16 protein-coding genes are annotated in these 16,316 nt (G+C 53.9%); 5 read left to right on the plus strand and 11 right to left on the minus strand.

Annotated features, from left to right (window positions below; translation table 11 throughout):
* A partial coding sequence (locus tag HOJ95_08350) for a zinc-binding dehydrogenase (GenBank protein ID MBT6394701.1) occupies positions 1-293 on the plus strand: 293 nt, incomplete at its 5' end.
* A gap of 92 nt (positions 294-385) precedes the next feature.
* Here HOJ95_08350 and HOJ95_08355 read toward each other — a convergent pair.
* A complete protein-coding gene (locus HOJ95_08355) occupies positions 386-961 on the minus strand; it encodes a hypothetical protein (GenBank protein MBT6394702.1) in 576 nt (191 codons plus the stop codon).
* 25 nt (positions 962-986) lie between these two features.
* A complete protein-coding gene (locus HOJ95_08360) occupies positions 987-1,496 on the minus strand; it encodes a hypothetical protein (GenBank protein MBT6394703.1) in 510 nt (169 codons plus the stop codon).
* Positions 1,497-1,661: 165 nt separating this feature from the next.
* On the opposite strand from HOJ95_08360, the gene pdxA reads away from it, so the two are divergent.
* A complete protein-coding gene (gene pdxA, locus HOJ95_08365; protein ID MBT6394704.1) occupies positions 1,662-2,690 on the plus strand; it encodes a 4-hydroxythreonine-4-phosphate dehydrogenase PdxA in 1,029 nt (342 codons plus the stop codon).
* A gap of 72 nt (positions 2,691-2,762) precedes the next feature.
* Here the strand turns inward: pdxA and HOJ95_08370 are convergent, their stop codons facing one another.
* From HOJ95_08370 to HOJ95_08410, 9 genes are all read right to left on the minus strand, one after another.
* Complete coding sequence (locus HOJ95_08370; protein ID MBT6394705.1) at positions 2,763-3,521, minus strand: helix-turn-helix transcriptional regulator; 759 nt, start codon at positions 3,519-3,521, stop codon at positions 2,763-2,765.
* Positions 3,522-3,782: 261 nt separating this feature from the next.
* The gene (locus HOJ95_08375) at positions 3,783-4,271 is read right to left on the minus strand and encodes a ComF family protein (protein ID MBT6394706.1); all 489 of its coding nucleotides are present in this window, start codon (positions 4,269-4,271) and stop codon (positions 3,783-3,785) included.
* Positions 4,272-4,606: 335 nt separating this feature from the next.
* A complete protein-coding gene (locus HOJ95_08380; GenBank protein ID MBT6394707.1) occupies positions 4,607-5,755 on the minus strand; it encodes an XdhC family protein in 1,149 nt (382 codons plus the stop codon).
* Positions 5,756-5,821: 66 nt separating this feature from the next.
* Positions 5,822-6,679, minus strand: a complete 858-nt coding sequence (gene yqeC / locus HOJ95_08385; GenBank protein MBT6394708.1) for a putative selenium-dependent hydroxylase accessory protein YqeC — start codon at positions 6,677-6,679, stop codon at positions 5,822-5,824.
* Positions 6,676-8,448, minus strand: coding sequence for a hypothetical protein (locus HOJ95_08390; protein MBT6394709.1), 1,773 nt, complete (start codon positions 8,446-8,448; stop codon positions 6,676-6,678). Before HOJ95_08390 ends, yqeC begins: the two co-directional genes overlap by 4 nt.
* Before the next feature lie 12 nt (positions 8,449-8,460).
* Entirely contained in the window at positions 8,461-9,348 is an 888-nt protein-coding gene (locus HOJ95_08395) for a MoxR family ATPase (GenBank protein MBT6394710.1), read from the minus strand.
* Positions 9,345-10,211 (minus strand): EF2563 family selenium-dependent molybdenum hydroxylase system protein, encoded by an 867-nt coding sequence (locus tag HOJ95_08400; GenBank protein MBT6394711.1) that lies wholly within the window; start codon positions 10,209-10,211, stop codon positions 9,345-9,347. Before HOJ95_08400 ends, HOJ95_08395 begins: the two co-directional genes overlap by 4 nt.
* A gap of 178 nt (positions 10,212-10,389) precedes the next feature.
* Positions 10,390-11,562: an acyl-CoA dehydrogenase gene (locus HOJ95_08405; GenBank protein MBT6394712.1), complete on the minus strand. Its 1,173-nt coding sequence runs from the start codon at positions 11,560-11,562 to the stop codon at positions 10,390-10,392.
* A gap of 19 nt (positions 11,563-11,581) precedes the next feature.
* Positions 11,582-12,751: an acyl-CoA dehydrogenase gene (locus HOJ95_08410; protein ID MBT6394713.1), complete on the minus strand. Its 1,170-nt coding sequence runs from the start codon at positions 12,749-12,751 to the stop codon at positions 11,582-11,584.
* Positions 12,752-13,297: 546 nt separating this feature from the next.
* Between HOJ95_08410 and aroF the strand changes: the two genes are divergently transcribed.
* The 3 genes from aroF to HOJ95_08425 form a co-directional block, all read left to right on the plus strand.
* A complete protein-coding gene (aroF, locus tag HOJ95_08415; GenBank protein ID MBT6394714.1) occupies positions 13,298-14,314 on the plus strand; it encodes a 3-deoxy-7-phosphoheptulonate synthase in 1,017 nt (338 codons plus the stop codon).
* Complete coding sequence (locus HOJ95_08420; protein ID MBT6394715.1) at positions 14,286-15,197, plus strand: peptidase; 912 nt, start codon at positions 14,286-14,288, stop codon at positions 15,195-15,197. Before aroF ends, HOJ95_08420 begins: the two co-directional genes overlap by 29 nt.
* Before the next feature lie 153 nt (positions 15,198-15,350).
* A partial coding sequence (locus tag HOJ95_08425) for a DUF4115 domain-containing protein (GenBank protein MBT6394716.1) occupies positions 15,351-16,316 on the plus strand: 966 nt, incomplete at its 3' end.

The following is a 16,316-nucleotide window of genomic DNA, read 5'->3' on the forward strand; positions in this document are numbered from 1 at the left end:
GACTGATTGCCTTGAACGGTCGCATCGTTATCGTTGGCCCAGGTACGGGAAAGGAAGGTGACGTGACGATTTCGGTCCGGCCCATCATGGGGGCCGACGGGCATATCATGGGATTGTCTTCGGGGAATCTCGCCCCACAGGTACCCACCATACTCCGGCGACTTGGGCCCATTCTCGCACGGGGTGATATCAAACCCCATGTGGGCAAAGAGTTTACTTTCGCTCAAGCTGACGAGGCGCACCGCCTCGTTCTGAGCGGTAAATTTCTAGGTAAGGTGGTGTTAATGGCGTAAAGCCTATAGCTCGCAGTAAAATTAATATGAGAAAACAAAACGCCTTCTGATTATTCAGAAGGCGTTTTGTTTAGGGAAGTATTTTCAGGGATTCAGTTTGCGATCCCTAATCCCTTTCTTAGATTTTGAATCCTTCCGGCGTGGTCGGTGTGGCTGACCGGCGGCACGTGCTCGTGGTTCTCAACCGGGCAAATGACAAAGTGAGGACCCTCCTCAGAGAGAAGTCGGGGAAGGGCTTCCTCAAGGGATTCAATGGTTTCGATGCGCTCGATCTTACCCTTGCCGCTGGCGCCTCCACCCTCGATACCCGCTCCACGAGTGAGGGTGTCGAAATCTACGCGTTCCGAGAAAGGTTGTCCTCCCGTCTGGTCGTAGACACCGTTTTCGAGCATGATCACTAGCAAGTTGTTGGGCGCATACCGTCCAAGCGTTACGAGCGAGCCCAGACTCATCAACTGGCCGCCGTCCCCCTTAAAAACGATAACTTTTCTTTCCGGCCTAGCGAGAGCAAGGCCCATCGCGTAATCCCCGGCGTGCCCCATACCGAAGGCGAGAAAGTCGAAATTGAGTTCGTGATCTGAGACGACGGGAAATTGCGTGGTGGCCGACATGGTAAGGACAGCGATTTCGTTTGTGCGTCGGTCGTGGACGGCCCGGAAAAGGTCCATTCTCTCAATCATGTGGGATTCCTTACTAGGTGAAGGCATAGCCAGTGAGGACGGCGGCAGGCATCGAAGTCTCCTCGGCTGTCCTGTCCATCTGCTCGAGTGCAGGCAGATCGTCGTCGTTCATGAGGTGCCAGAAGGGGATTCCCCATGCGTTCAAAAGCGGCTCGGTGTAGGTGTAGGCTGAATCGATTGGTTTTTTCCCCGCCATGGCACCCCCGTATCCGCGCCAGCCGACCATGAGGCGGAGAGGAATCTTGGGCCCGAGGCCGCAGCCCCGGAGCGCGTCGCCTGCCTCCATGAACCCGGTGTTCTGAATCATGACGAGAGGTTTTAGTCCTCCGGTCCAAAGACCCGCTGCTATGGCGATCGATTCTCCCTCTCGGGTGGGTAGAATCAACTCTATATCGGGGTCTTCGCCGACTGCTTCAAAGAGCCGGGCACTTTCCGAGTCAGGGACTGCCAGAACGTGTGTGAAGCCAAGGGTTTTAATAGCATCCAACGTTTTTGAGGTGTTGGCACCTTTTTGTTCAGACAATGCAACCTCCTAAATGTAGTCATGATGGTCCACCTATCCTGCCGCCTGGGGTATAACAATGTCAATGTCGAGAAAGATTCATGACTCCTATTTTTATTGCTTTGGATACAGAAATATTTTTAAAAAGGAAAGAAATTGAAAAAGAAACCTGTGGTGGCTATTACGATGGGGGACCCTGCTGGAGTAGGACCCGAAGTGTGCCTCAAGGCGGTGCTAACGGATCGTGTTTTAAGGGTTTGTGTACCACTCATCGTTGGTGATTTGAAAGTTTTAAGACAGCACGCAAGGAAGATGCGAATTCCCGGACGGATGATTTCCATTAAGGAGGGTGAATTCGAGGAGTTGGCAGAAATGAGTGGGAAGGCAATACCGGTGCTTGATCTGGCTAATGTTTTGGCGCGTGATCGAGTGTTCGGCAAGATTCGCGCGGGTCTCGGCAGGGCAGCTGTTGGCTATATAGGAAGGGCTGTTCGTCTGACCCAAGAAGGCTTGGTCGATGCGGTGGCGACAGGGCCGATACAAAAGGAAGCTCTTCGAGCGGGCGGCTGTCCTTTTCCGGGGCATACTGAGCTGCTAGCCAGTTTGGTAGGAAGGGGGCGTCCAGTGATGATGCTCGCTCATGGCAAAATTCGAATAGCGCATCTCTCGACTCATTGTCCGCTTAAAGAGGCTATCCGAATGGTGAAACGCAAGCGTATCATTTACGTTGGCCGCTTACTGGCTGAAACGCTCGGTGTACTCGATGGCTGTCCCCCTAAAATTGCTATTGCCGGGCTGAATCCGCATGCGGGTGAAGGCGGCATGTTTGGTGTCGAGGAGAGTAGGGAGATAATACCAGCTGTCACGGAGCTTCGTGCCGAAGGTATTGATGTCGTGGGTCCCGAGCCGCCTGATACGGTTTTTGCCAAACTTCGAGGAGGACTGTTTAGCGGCGTCGTGGCTATGTATCATGATCAGGGACATATTGCAGGGAAAATGGCAGCTTTTCGCTTTAGCCGCGATGGTCACGGTTCGGTGCGTGGGGTGAACGTAACTTTGGGATTGCCTTTAGTTCGCACCTCTGTAGAGCATGGAACGGGATTCGAAATTGCGGGGAAAGGTTTGGCTGACTCTGCGAGCATGGTGGATGCTTTGGTTCTGGCAGCTCGAATGGTTCGGGGCAGGGTAGGGCGGATGCCATTACAGCGAGGTTAAAAAATAACCGGTCTTCCAATAGAAAGACCGGTTGTTTTTCTCGAAGAATGTTGCAATTTAGGTGTTAGGTGTCTAAGGTAATTTTTGCCAGACCCAAATAATCCTTCCAATGATAATATTTTCAATTCGGTCACTTGCTTTTAAGTCCATGTAATCGAAATCACCGTCTGATTTATCTTCAAGCAGCCAAAGCCGTGAACTGTTCATGTTGAGGCGCCGGATGGCATTAACGCTTGCCTCGCTGGGTGATTTTTTCTTTAGTACTGTATTGAGAGCGTAGTAGGCGTTTGGGCGAATTTCTTTGTCGTCCCGATCTATCACAATTCGACCGCCCGCCTGGAATGGCGATGACATGTTTTTCACCCAATCAGCTTTGATCTCAAGGGCCACAAGGTTGTTTCTGCCGGTGGCTTCTTGAAGATGGACAATTTCCCAGTCGTTGATTCGATCAGTTTGCACCTTGCCGGGTCTCGCAGCCGACTTCGAGTCTACAATTGGAATTCCAAAGAACCCTGATTTGCCCTTTCCTTTTGGCGATGTGACTCCGAGACTTTTGGGGAGTCGTACATCGATTTCTTTTTGCGAGTTTTCGTGGGGAGATTGCCCAGTGCCAAAAATAAGCCAGTCTCCTGAAACGCTGAAGTTATCGGCGAGAAATTTAATGAAAGAAAGGCTAACTTCGGTGAGCCCTTTTTCGTACTGGCTGATTATCGCCTGAGAAAGACCAGCACGATTTGCGAGCTCTGTTTGTTCTAGTTTGTTGAAAAGACGAATTTCTCTTAGGCGTGCTCCGATTGCTTGCCTGCCTGATTTTTCTAGTCTTAATTTCATTTTCCCCACTTCCATTTGTTCTGTTGAACGATTGAGTGAAATTGGTCAACCATTTATCTGATTATAGGTAAAGAGCTTTAATTTTTTGTGACGAAAAATTCAAAATATTTATAAACTCTGTATTCCACATATAAATCAATGTACATTACTCAGTGATTTTCAGCCATAAATTTTTTTATTTGCCGTATTGTCATTATTTATTTAATTGTACTTATTTTGTGTCTTGTTTGAAAACAATTGGATATAGAAATTATGGTGCTACTAATCAGGTTCTATAAGATTCAATATTTGTACCACAGTATGACAAATCGTCAAGACATAAACTGATTTTACTCCAGCTTTTTTTAACACCCTCGAGCAGGCTGAAACCGTAGAGCCTGTAGTCAGCACATCGTCAACTAGTAGTACATTTTTTCCCGATACAGATTTGGGATTCGGTATAAAAAACACACCTCTCAAATTTCCTCGTCGTTGCGATGCAGATAGACGTGTTTGGGGGGATGTCGATTTCTTACGCTCAATAGTTGGAGTGAAGTTTAATTTCAAGTGCGTGGCTGTGCTTTGAGCGAGAATCAAAGCTTGGTCGTATCCGCGTTCTCGCCATCTTTTTTGATCTATGGGGACAAATGTGACGAGTGGATACTCTTCGTGGATGAAATTATCATATTCTTGACTTGCAAGCAGGGCGAGTTCTTTGCCGAGCTCAGCGGCGATAGTGGGGCGTCCATGAAATTTAAATAGGTGTATCAATTCACGTAGAGAACCATCGTAAGGACCTATGGCTCGAGCAGAGTCATAGGCTGGCGGGTGTTCCTGGCACTCTGCACATATATGCTTTGGAGAGTACAGCAGAGTAGTTTTCGAGTGAAATGGTTTCCCGCAAGTCGGGCATTTAGGGGAAGGCGTACGCTCTAGAGATTGAATGCAGAGGCCGCATACCGCATCTGTAGTACCCAGTGGGCGCGAGGCCCCGCATATCGGGCAAGATCGGGGGAGGATTAAATCTGGGATGTACGATAAAAATTTCAAAAAAGTTTGCATGACGGAATCTGGATTAGACTGGGTGAGAGAGGAGCTTGTTTGACTCAGGATTTCCTGCGGAGGTTGAGCCTTTTACTTGCAAGCCCTTCTTGAGCCGATTTTTCTCCTTGGCGGCGAAATCGTATGAATTCGGAAACGATTGCAATTCCAATCTCGCCGGGTGAATCAGCGCCAATGTCGAGACCAATGGGTGCGTGAACACGTCCAATGATCTCATCCATATCGAAGCCCTTGTCTCGGAGATGTCGATAGGTAAGCAAGACCTTGCTTTTTGAACCGATCATTCCAATGTAGCGAGCTGGAGTCTTTAGCGCCCACTCGAGAACGGTCTCATCGTTAGCATGCCCACGGGTGATAATGGTGATGTAATTTGACTCATCAACTGGAATTTCGTCGAAAATAGCGGGGTGCTCTCCAACGAAGAAAGACTCGGCCATCGGGAATCGTTCTTTGTTGGCGAAGCTTGGGCGGTCCTCGATTATAGAGGTACGAAAGCCCGACATATGTGCGGCTTGTGCCACACAAAAGGAGACATGGCCGCCTCCAAAGATATAGACAAGAGGTTGGGCCGTAATCGGCTCGACAAATATTTCAGTCGAATCACTGTCGGTTGGGCGCGTTTTCTCTGATGGTGGCTCATCGCTCTTGAATTGCATTAACGAGGGCTGGCCCTGCCGCATTATCTGGCCGCTCTCTCTCCATATCTCTGCTGCATATTTCGGAATATCTCCGACCGTGTCGCCGTTTCGATTCACAAGCATTTTTCTATCATTGGATGACAATGTTTGATCGCCGCCAGTTTGAACAATTGTGGCCAGAACCGCACTTTGCCCACGGTTCCTTGTGTCGATAATTTCGGCCAGAAGTTCTGGATTGTAGGCATCAAAGGGCTCAATTAATATCTCGACGGTCCCGCCACATATATGGCCACTGTCTCCAGCCTCGTCAGCAGTCAAATCAAATGCGATTTTCTCTGGTGAGCCACCTTCAATGATGTTCATGGCCGATTGCCACACCTCGGCCTCAAGGCAACCACCGCCTACAGTGCCCATAGTGCTTCCGTCCTCGCGGACGAGCATCTTTGCGTCTCCGCTCATGGGGGCGGAACCTTTCCGCGAGACGACTGTGGCGAGGGCACCCCGCTCTCCATTTCCCTTTCTCTCGGCGATTTCCTTGTATACGTCTTTACTCATCGGATCCCTTCAGCTTTCTTCCATTAATCCTTATTTAAAGACCAATGGAAGTGTTAAAATTGTAGGTTAAGGGGTCTTGACTAGTATCCGAGCCCCCGTCTCATTACAAGCCGTGAATAATACAGCTTCCACCTGGCTGCTCGGGGGGCAAACCCCATTGCAAATAATATAACCGATTTGCTCTAATTTTTCCATTGGCTCAATTAAGTCGGATTTGTTCAAAATTAAATATTTCCAGGCGCCAGAGGGGGCGTTTTTGAATAGCCCCTCGGTGTGGGCGGCGAGTCGAGCGATGGCTGTGGCGTCAACATGGGCGCCTATTGGGAGGTCGCAAAGAGCGGACAACCGCTCGGGGCGGAAAACATGTTCCTCGTCGATGGGGCTTCCCAGCGCGTCGAGTCCGACGATGCCGAGAACGATATCTACTCCAGGCGGCAGCACTGGCTCGTGCGGCCCCGGTGCCTTGATAGGTAATCCGCGCGAGCCATCCGCCTCGATGAGGACGACCCCTGATTTATCTCTAAAAGGCGCTATTTCATTGGCCTCAAAGCCCTTGAGCTTCATTCTGTCGCGGCCCGGAAAGCGCTTGGAGGAGAGCCTGCTCGCCCGTTTTCGGGCAAGGGCCAAGTGATGGGGCCAAGCACCCACGCGCTCTGCTATGAGTGCAACAAGGCGCTCACTTGAGCCGAGAAGGGTGGTGGCCTCCTCCTCGGGGGCAAAGAAGTGGGTTGTCGTCGTGTGGATAACCGGGTGGATGCCCGCGGCGCAGCATTCATCTCCTAAGGCATTGAGAATGCTTGTCTTGCCGCCACCGCCTACGGCCGCCGCCATCATTCCGGCCTTAAGGCCGATGGCCTCGGAAAGTGTAGTGCTCGGGAGCGCCCCGCTCGGGAGCGCCCGGTTCGGGAGCCTCTCTTTGTTCACCTTGTCCGGACTTCCTCGCCGCTCCTCAAGAGCTCGCGGCGAAGTATATCAACCAACTCCTCGGTGAGTTGGTCCAAATGCTCGACCACGATGAACTTGGGATAAATTTGCTCGACAAACGGATCGACCACGCCAACCCCGATGACGCGCACGCCGAGTTTTTCAAAGCGGCGCACCGTCTCAACCAGGTGGCTTGCATCCCCGTTTGGCTGGCCGTCTGAGGTAATGATGATGACCTTCTCGCTCTCATCGCGGGCGATGAGGCGCCGGTAGGCGAATTGAAGATGCTCTTCATCCCAATTGTTAAACCGTGGATAAATGTTCACGAGGCGATTTTTGTTCCGCTGAAACGGCTCATCGAAGCTCTTGTAGAGCCTGTGTTGGAGCGGGGCATGGCGAATGTGGCGATACTTGAAGGCCGGCACATGGCCCAAGGATGCCGCCATCGCCGCCTCCGAGCTCTCGGTCGAATAGCCGATAACCTCAAAAGGCACCTCCACCCGGTCAAGCACCTCGGCGAAGAACACCGTTGCCTCTCGGGCGGCCAAATATTTCGACTCCCGGTTCATGCTCCCGCTTTCATCGACAAGCAAGGTGAAACAAATGTCTAGCCGCTCTGGTTCCTCGCGCCGATGGAAAAGTTGATACTTGCCCAGGCGCTGTTTCCAAAGTTTAGGGGTATTGAGCTTGCCCGATCGGAATGCGCCGTTGTAGCGAATGTATTGCCTCTCCTGGATAATTTGCATCAGCTTCATGGCGAGCACCTTTATCTGGCTGCTCGCATTATCAACGATTGCTTGATATTCCTCTGATTTGCCCTCCGGCGGGATTATGATCGTCGCCTCATCCGGCCTAATCGCCGAGGGATGTACGTCCTTTTGGTTTCCCTTGAGTTCGAACCACGGGCTGGCCCAATGGCCGAGGGATGACAACTCCTCCTCGCTTAACTCCAGCGTCTCCTCATCGAGCTCACTCTCATCATCCTGTGGGTCGGATAAAAAACTCTCCTCTGCATCCTCGCCCGCGTCCTCGCTCTCGGGATTCTCCGACTCCTGGAGCGCGTCCTCGGGCACATCAGGCGAGGGCATATTCTGAAGCGCCTCGGTAAGTAATTCCTCGGGCAAGCGCTCCTTGATCGCTTTGTAAAGCTCTCCCGCGCACTCGAAGGCGACGGCAGGATCATCAGAGGCACTAGCCTTAACCGCCGCCTGCCGCATCTCGTCGAGGAAGTTTAGGATTGGCGGATCTATCCAGGTCGTGTTGAAGTTTCGAGGAGCGCCCGAGCGTGTTCCGGGCTCGATACCTAAGCCAATGAGATAGAGCCCCCACTGAACCTGAAAAAAGGGAGTGAGCTCCCCTCGTGCATGGAGCATCTCCGCCTCTCGCAAAGCCGGTCGTATGAACTCGGTGAAGTTTTTCTGTGTGCCGGGCAGATCCTCGGTCAGCCGCCTCTCGCAGCGGGCGTCCTCAAGGACATGCCAAATCTGAAAAAGGCCCGGGCGATCGCGGCTGGCCCGGGCGGCCCGAGCAGCCCAGCGGAGCGAATCCTCCCGGCGATGAGCCACCTCGATGAGGGTCATTCCCTTCTGGTAGCGGACAACGTGCTCATCGTCGAGATCCCCCCCGAGACGCTCCAGGGTGCGCTCGGGGTCCTCAACATGGATTGTCTTTGTTTCCTGTTGGGCGAGGTTGCCGTATCTCAGGTCGATATCGTAGTCGTGCGTGGCAACTTGGGCCAGGATTTCGAGTCGGTTTCTGCGGGGCTCCATTTGGATGCCGATCTAAAAATGGTTGTCGAGGATGTCCTCGATCACCTTGGCATCGAACGGATTAACCTTGCTGAATATGGTCGAGGCAGCGGCTTCCATCGGGTCAAAATGCGCTGCCATTCGCGCCCAGTCGATGAGTCGCCGGGTGCTGAAGCTGGAGAATATTTTTTCATTCCTCATGGCCTCGCGTACATCGTTCGCCACACGAACCATTCGCTCGACCAGCGCTTTATCGCTGTTGCCGCTTTGCTGTATCGTCACTTCGACTTCAACGTCAAAGGGGAGGTAGTCCATCTGGATTGTGACAGGGAAGCGGTCAAGTAGCGCCTCGTTGAGTGGTTTTGTTCCGCCGTACCGACGATTCTCGTGCGGGTTCATACTGGCGAACACTCGAAAATCGGGGTGTGGTCGCACAATCCGGCCATCGTACTCCGAGAGCACGATCATCCTGTCGTCGTCGAGCAGACTGTGGAGGCAGAATGCAATTTCAGGAAGGCAGGCGTTGATCTCATCGATGAGGAGCCAGTCACCCGCCTCCATCGCTTCAATGAGAATGCCGTTCACCCAATAGGTACCCTTTTCATTGATCATGAGTTTGCCGACAAACTCATCCACCGTGGTCATGCCGTTCAAGTTCACCCGGCGAAACCCATTTTTCGTTATGTGGGCGAGATGGCGGATGGAGAGCGTTTTGCCCACCCCGGTTTCGCCGACCAGGAGTACGGGCAGGTTCTCGCTGATTGACCAGGTGATTCGTTCAAGAGTGTTTCCGGCGGGCAGATAAAACTGTGGGCCCGGAACGAAGGGATTGTCGTCATTTTCCTGATTGACGGGAATGGCGCTGCGCCCGATCCGGTAGGTTCCGTTTTCAACTACTTCGCTTATGGTTTCAGTACTCAATTCGTAAGCTCCGCGGCGGTTTCCACACCATAAAGAAACATCATGATTGCCTCGAGGACACCGCCCCCGATGGCGCGAGATTTATCAGAAATCGTGTTGCAGTGCTCAGGCTTTGCTCGCGGGTCAACGTCGCCTACCTTGAAGCCTTCGGGAACCTCTATTCCATCGCGGAGAAGCCCCCGGAGCACACCATCGATCTGGGCGGTCACTGCCTGACCATTGACGATGGCCACGGTGTCGCCAGCCTTCACGATATCACCGATGACCGAGCGAGGCTCGAAAACCCCTTGTGTGGGCGAGCGCAGCAAGCGTTCGGTTGTGTAGCCCCCTATCGGGCCGGGAACCCCCGTGTTGGGCTCGGCCCCGCCATCGGTGATAACTCGGCCAATGTCATGGCCACGGGCTGTCTCGATGACGGCGTGCGCATCTACCCCTGCGGTGAAGCCGGGCCCGATGCCGACGACGACATCAGCCTGATCAATACGGGTGCCGAGGTTGCGCTTGGCAATGATGGCATCCACCAAAGCGGCGGGTTTTGCGAGAGCAACTATCTTGGCCTCGGGGTCGATAATGACGGGAAGAATTTTTTCAGCCAGAAGCGCCCTGGCCGAGGCCAGTTGCGTCTCCGGGGTATTTCCCTCTGCCTGCGCGGAGGTCACCCCCTCGACGACGTGGCGCCCGGAGTAGAGGCACTCGGCGAACGAAACAGTGCGCCGGACCATGGTGGGGTTTTCCACCTCAGTCGATATGACGGGAAAGCCGCTACGCCAGAGGCGATGAATAATGCCGGTGGCAAGATCCCCTCCGCCCTTGACGATAACGAGGTTTCCCTTGGGGGTGGTGGCACGAATTCTCGTGTTCATCGTATTGACGCTCATCCTTGGAAGTCGGGATTAACGAAAGTAAAGCCGCCGACAGGCGGCGGCGAATCGGCAGGGCCTAAAAAAAATCAATGGTTCGGGCCTGCCCCCTATATCGGGTAAAGGGGAATCTATCATGCCCGGGAGCGGCCCGGCAATGTGGGCGGACAGGGCTAATTTTTCATAAATCGAGCAAATTGCGGGCGATAACGGAGCGTTGGATCTGGTTGGTTCCCTCGATAATCTGAAGTTGTTTGGCGTCACGCATGAAGCGCTCCATGGGATGGTCTTTCATATAGCCCGCTCCGCCAAGAATTTGGACCCCGTCCAAGGCCGCTTTCATGGCTACATCCGAGGAGAAGCACTTAGAGGCCGAAATGGTGTGGACATCATCTTTGCCGTACCTCCCTGCATCGACGAGCGCCGCCGCGCGGTGAACGAGGAGTCTTGAGGCCTCAATCCCCATGAACATGTCGGCGAGCATGAACTGGACAGCTTGGTGATGGGAAATGGGCTTGCCAAAGGCCTCGCGCTCTTTGGCGTAGGCCAGGGCATAGTCAAGGCAGCCTTGAGCGAGACCCACCCCGCGCGCCCCGATACAGGGCCGGGCCTGGTTGAAGCCGAGCATGGCGGTCTTGAAGCCGCCTCCCACCTCGCCGATAACGTTTTCCCTCGGTATGCGGCAGTCATCGAAAAACAGCCCGCAGGTGGGGATGCCGCGCATTCCCATTTTGCGCTCGGGGGGGCCGATGCTGAGGCCCGGCGCATCTTTTGGAACAAGGAGGAGCGACATTCCCTTGGTGCCCTTAGCGGGATCTGTCTTCGCGGCAAGAACGATAAAGTCGGCCTGCGGGGAGCCCGTGCAGAAACTTTTCTGACCGTTGATGACCCATTCATCACCATCGAGTGCGGCCCGTGTTCGCATGGCGGCGATATCGGAGCCCGCGTGGGGCTCGGTCGTTGAGAAGGAGCCGCGAAGGGTGCCGGTGGCGATGCCTCTCAAGAGATGATTTTTTTGCGCCTCGGAGGCTGCCAGCTCGACGGTGCGCGTAGCGAGCAGGAACACCGAGATGAAGAGCGGGCTGTTTGAGCAAACCCGCGCAATTTCCTCGATGGCGACGCAGGCGCCAAGGATGCCTAGCCCCGCGCCGCCGTATTTCTCGGGTATGTAGAGGCCGAGAAGATCGTGGGCCTTTAGGAGCTCGAAAATATCCTCGGGGTACCTTTCTGTTTCATCTATATCTGCCGCGCGGGGGGCGATGTGCCGCAGAGATAACTCGCGCACCGTGTCTTTGAGCATGCACAAGGGCTCTGAGAGAGCGAAGGGCAGGGCGGTGTTCGTGGATGGGGGCATGGTTTTTTTTATCCGCGGGCTAGAGGTCGAGTAGGTTGCGCGCGATGATCATGCGCTGGATCTGGCTCGTGCCCTCGACGATTTGGATCTGCTTGGCATCGCGCATGAAGCGCTCCATGGGGTGGTCTTTCATGTAGCCAGCCCCGCCGAGGATTTGCACGCCATCGACCGCAGCCTTCATCGCCATGTCGGCGGCGAAGGTCTTGGCTGTGGAAAAGTAGCGGGCGTTCTCCTTGCCGATCTTGCCAGCGTCCACCAAAGCTGCCGCGCGGTAGACCAAGAGCCGCGCCGCCTCGATGTCCATGAACATGTCGGCGAGCATGAACTGGACGGCCTGGTGGTGGGAGATGGGCTTGCCAAAGGCCTCGCGCTCTTTGCTGTAGGTGAGGGCGTAGTCGAGAACACCTTGGGCGAGCCCGACGGCGCGAACGCCGATGGCCGGGCGCATCTGATTGAAGCCGAGCATGGCGGAGCGAAAGCCCCGGTTAAGCTCGCCAATTTGGTTCTCTTTTGGGACGGCCACGTTTTCAAAGAAAAGCTCGCAGGTGGAGATGCCCCGCATGCCCATCTTGCGCTCGTGGCGGCCGACGCTGAAGCCGGGCGTGTCGGTGGGAACGAGAAAATAGGTGATGCCCCGGGTGCCGGCCGAAGGATCTGTCTTGGCGGCGACGGTGAGAAAGTCGGCTTTGTCGGCGCCGGTGATGAAGCATTTTTGGCCGTTGATGACCCACTCGTCACCCTCAAGGCTGGCCTGGGTGCGGATGTTGCCGGCATCAGAGCCGGCGTGGGGCTCGGTGAGGGCGTAGGAGCCTCGAAGCTCGCCCTTGGCAAGGCCGGTCATGTATTTTTTCTTCTGCGCAGGGGTGCCGCTCAGGTCGATGACGCGGCTTGAGAGCATGTTGAGGACAAGGAAGATTGGACTGTTCGAGCAAAAGCGAGCCATCTCCTCGATGGCGATGCAACCGCCGGTAAAACCCATGCCGCCGCCGCCGTATTCTTCGGAAAAAAAGATGCCGAGAAGCTGGTGCTCTTTTAAAAGTTGGTAAATATCCTCGGGATATTCTTCGGTCTCATCAATTTCGGCCGCGCGAGGGGCAATGTGTCGCTCTGATAGCTCGCGCACCATCTTGCGGAGCATTTTCTGGGGCTCGGTGAAATCAAAGGGAAGGGGAGTGGCTGGCTCGTTCATGTTGCGCGCTCCTTTACGGATAGGACCAAATGATGGGGCTCATAATCGGCCCCGCCCCGGGGGGCTGTCAACGCGCAAGCGCGGGCGGCGAGCCTGCGTGGTGGATGCGGGCGAGTGTGGGTAGCGAGTAAGGCAGTGAGTGCAGGTAGGCGTGAGTCAGGGAAGGTAAGTGCTCCGATAACCCAATGTTCCTTGATATGAAGTCTTCTGGAGAATTTACCAGGGGAATAATATTGATTATTCACTCATATCCCGCTTTCCCGCTTGACGCGCCCTTGCCCGCAGGGTATTTTTCATCGTCTTTTTTGATTGTATTTACAAAGGGTTTTGAGCCATGTGCGAGATTCAGGTACGGAGAAAAGGAGGCCAGTTCTTTTTCGGCTTTATCACCGTTCTCCTGCGCGCCGGCTCCGGTTAATTGACTAGGATGCGGCGGCGGGAGGACATGCCGACCGCCCCGGCGTTAAGTAGCATATTTTTTGCCATGGGGCCCGACCCGTGGCAATTTTTTTTGTTTGAAATTTCATCTCGCAAGGAGAGAAGACAATGATAGTCGTAATGAAAACAGGTGCCACCGAAGAGGAAATTCAAGGGGCAGTCAAACGCGTCAAGGAGCTTGGCTGCACCGAACACATTATGCGCGGGGTCGAGCGAACGGTAATAGCTGCCCTGGGCGATGAGCGTGGCAAGAATATGGAAGAGTCGCTTCAAGTTTTGGCCGGCGTTGAGAACGTCATGCCGGTTCTTAAGCCCTTTCAGCTTGCCAGCAACGAGGGGCGGCCCGAGCGCAGCATCGTTGATGTCAAAGGCGTCAAATTCGGAGGCTCCGAGGTTGTCGTCGTAGCCGGGCCCTGCTCGATTGAGAGCCGCGAGCAAATTCTAGAGTCTGCCGACGCAGTTAAGGCCGGTGGTGGCCATGTACTCAGGGGCGGCGCCTTCAAGCCCCGGACCTCGCCCTACAGCTTTCAAGGCATGGCAGAGGAGGGGCTCAAACTCCTCGCCGAGGCTCGCGATAGGACGGGTCTCCCGATTCAGACCGAGGTGATGGACACGGCAGATCTCGATCTGTGTGCCGACTATGCCGATATCCTTCAAATTGGCGCGCGCAACGTACAAAATTTCTCCTTGCTCAAAAAAGTGGGTCAGGTCAAGAACGCCGTATTCTTGAAGCGTGGCCTCTCGACCACCATCGAGGAATATCTCATGTCGGCCGAATACGTCATGAGCCAGGGCAACCCTAACGTTATCCTCTGCGAGCGAGGTATCCGCACTTTCGACACGGCGCTTCGCAATACGCTCGACATCAGCGCCGTGCCCGTGCTCAAGGAGTTGACCCACCTTCCGGTGACAATCGATCCGAGCCACGCCTGCGGGGTATGGCGGTTCGTGGGAGATCTGTCCAAGGCCGCTGTCGCGATAGGCGCCGATGGGCTTATGATTGAGGTGCACCCTGATCCGGCCAACGCCATGTCGGACGGGCCTCAGATGCTCAAGCCCAAGAAATTCGCCCAGCTGATGAAGGATCTCAAGCCCTTTGCGCTGGCGGCGGGCCGCACGATCTAAATTGGCCATACTTTTCGTATTCGTCGATGGGATGGGCCTCGCACCTGCGGGGCCCAATAACCCGCTTGCAGCCATTGAGGCGGGCCCGCTTGCGCATCTTTGCCGAAGCGGCGCCTCGCCTGCAGGCTTTCGATTGATCTCGGCCGATGCCCGACTCGGGGTTCCCGGCACCCCGCAAAGCGCCACCGGGGGCTCCTCTCTTTTCACCGGCGTGAATGCCCCTGCCCACGTCGGCAGGCACATTCAGGGCTATCCCAACACCCCACTTAGAGAATTGATCTCGCGCGAGAGCCTTCTTAGAAAGACCCGCGAGCGCGGGGCCAGGGTGGATTTCGCGAACGCCTACACCTCACGATTTTTTGATCGGGGCAGAACGCGCCACCGCTCGGTCACGACGGTGATGGCCGAGAGTTCCGGAATTCCCCTCAAACGTGTGGATGATTTAAAGCGAGGTGAGGCCGTTTATCGCGATTTTACGAATCGTATTCTAGTCGAATCAGGGTTGGATCTGGAGGAAATATCCCCCGAGGAGGCAGGTGGGCGGCTGGGCCGAATGGCCAGGAGCCGAGATCTGCTTATATACGAGTATTTTCAAACTGATATCGCCGGTCACCGAGGAACTATAGAAGAGGCTAAAGAGGTACTTGGATCCCTGAATCGTTTTTTGCAGGCGGCGCTATCTGAACTTGATCCAGCTCGGGATACTTTTGTTCTTAGCAGTGACCACGGCAATATTGAGGATATGAGTATCTTATCTCATACGTTAAATAATGTTCCTATCTTATTGTGGGGTATAGGGTTAGATGTTTTTGTTCGTGAAGGTAAAACTTCTTCCATCCTTGATGTGTCTCGGGGAATCAATACCCTTATCAGGTGCTATTAAGGGTTGTTTTCTATCGATTTTGGCCGTTAAGAAAAAAAAGTTACGCAGATCATTTAAGTATTGACTAGTGCTTTAATACCCTATATATTTGTTTTGTTTAGGTTTAGCTTTTTGTATCTTTGATGCGCCCGTGTTGGGCCGGTTGGATGAGAGATGACTGGACCAAGTTTATCAATAGAAGATATAGGAGTTGGCGCGTTTTTGCGGCGAGAGCGCCAGGAGCGGGGCATTTCCCTTGAGGAAGTTGCCAACAGCACGCGTATACGTATCTCCTACCTTGAAAAAATTGAAGACGAAGAATTCGCACAGCTTCCCTCGATTCCAATCCTCCGCGGTTTCATTCGCTCCTATGCAAACTTTATTGATGTCGATGAGGATGTTGTTGTACGCAACTTCAATCGACAAATCGGCACCGGTTCAGATGATGTCGAGGATGTTGATAATGACCTGGCGTCAAAAATAGCTTTCAGCCCCATCTCGAATTCAAATCATCAATCGGGTTTACTCATGCCGATTGCTGCGGTGGTGTTGTTCATCTTCGCCTCTGGCGCGCTCTTGTGGTTCGTCCGTGGCAAGACGGAGCGCTATGGCCAACTTGGTGGATTCACGGAGCGAATCAAGGCGGCTGCAATTCCGGCAATCAAAAAATTGAACGGAAAGAAAAACGGCAACAGCATTTCCAATAACGATGACACTGCGATCATCAACGGCGATGCGGATGGTAAACACGGTCTTCAAAAAATCTCCACCACGGAGCCGGGATCTGCTTTGGATGTTGGCGGTGTCGTTAAGTTATTGACTTCATTGAATAAAGAGACTTCTTCGGATGACAAGGGAAAACTCACGCCATCATTTTCTCTCGTTCCTGGACAAGAGCCGAACAATGGCCCGGAGTCTTTGGGAGGCAACCTGGGACTCACCATCGAGGCCATCGAAGATACTTGGCTGCGATTAAAGGTTGATATGGGCAAGACCTACGAATTGCTTCTTACCGGCGGTAGCGAAAAGTCGTGGGTAGGCATCGAGCAGTTTGTTCTCACCGTGGGCAACGCTGCGGGAACGAAAGTGATGTTGAATGGCAAGGCCGTTACCTTGCCCCAGACGACATCGAATGTCGTA

The organism is Nitrospinaceae bacterium (assembly GCA_018669005.1).
In the GTDB taxonomy this organism is placed as follows: Bacteria; UBA8248; UBA8248; order UBA8248; family UBA8248; genus UBA8248.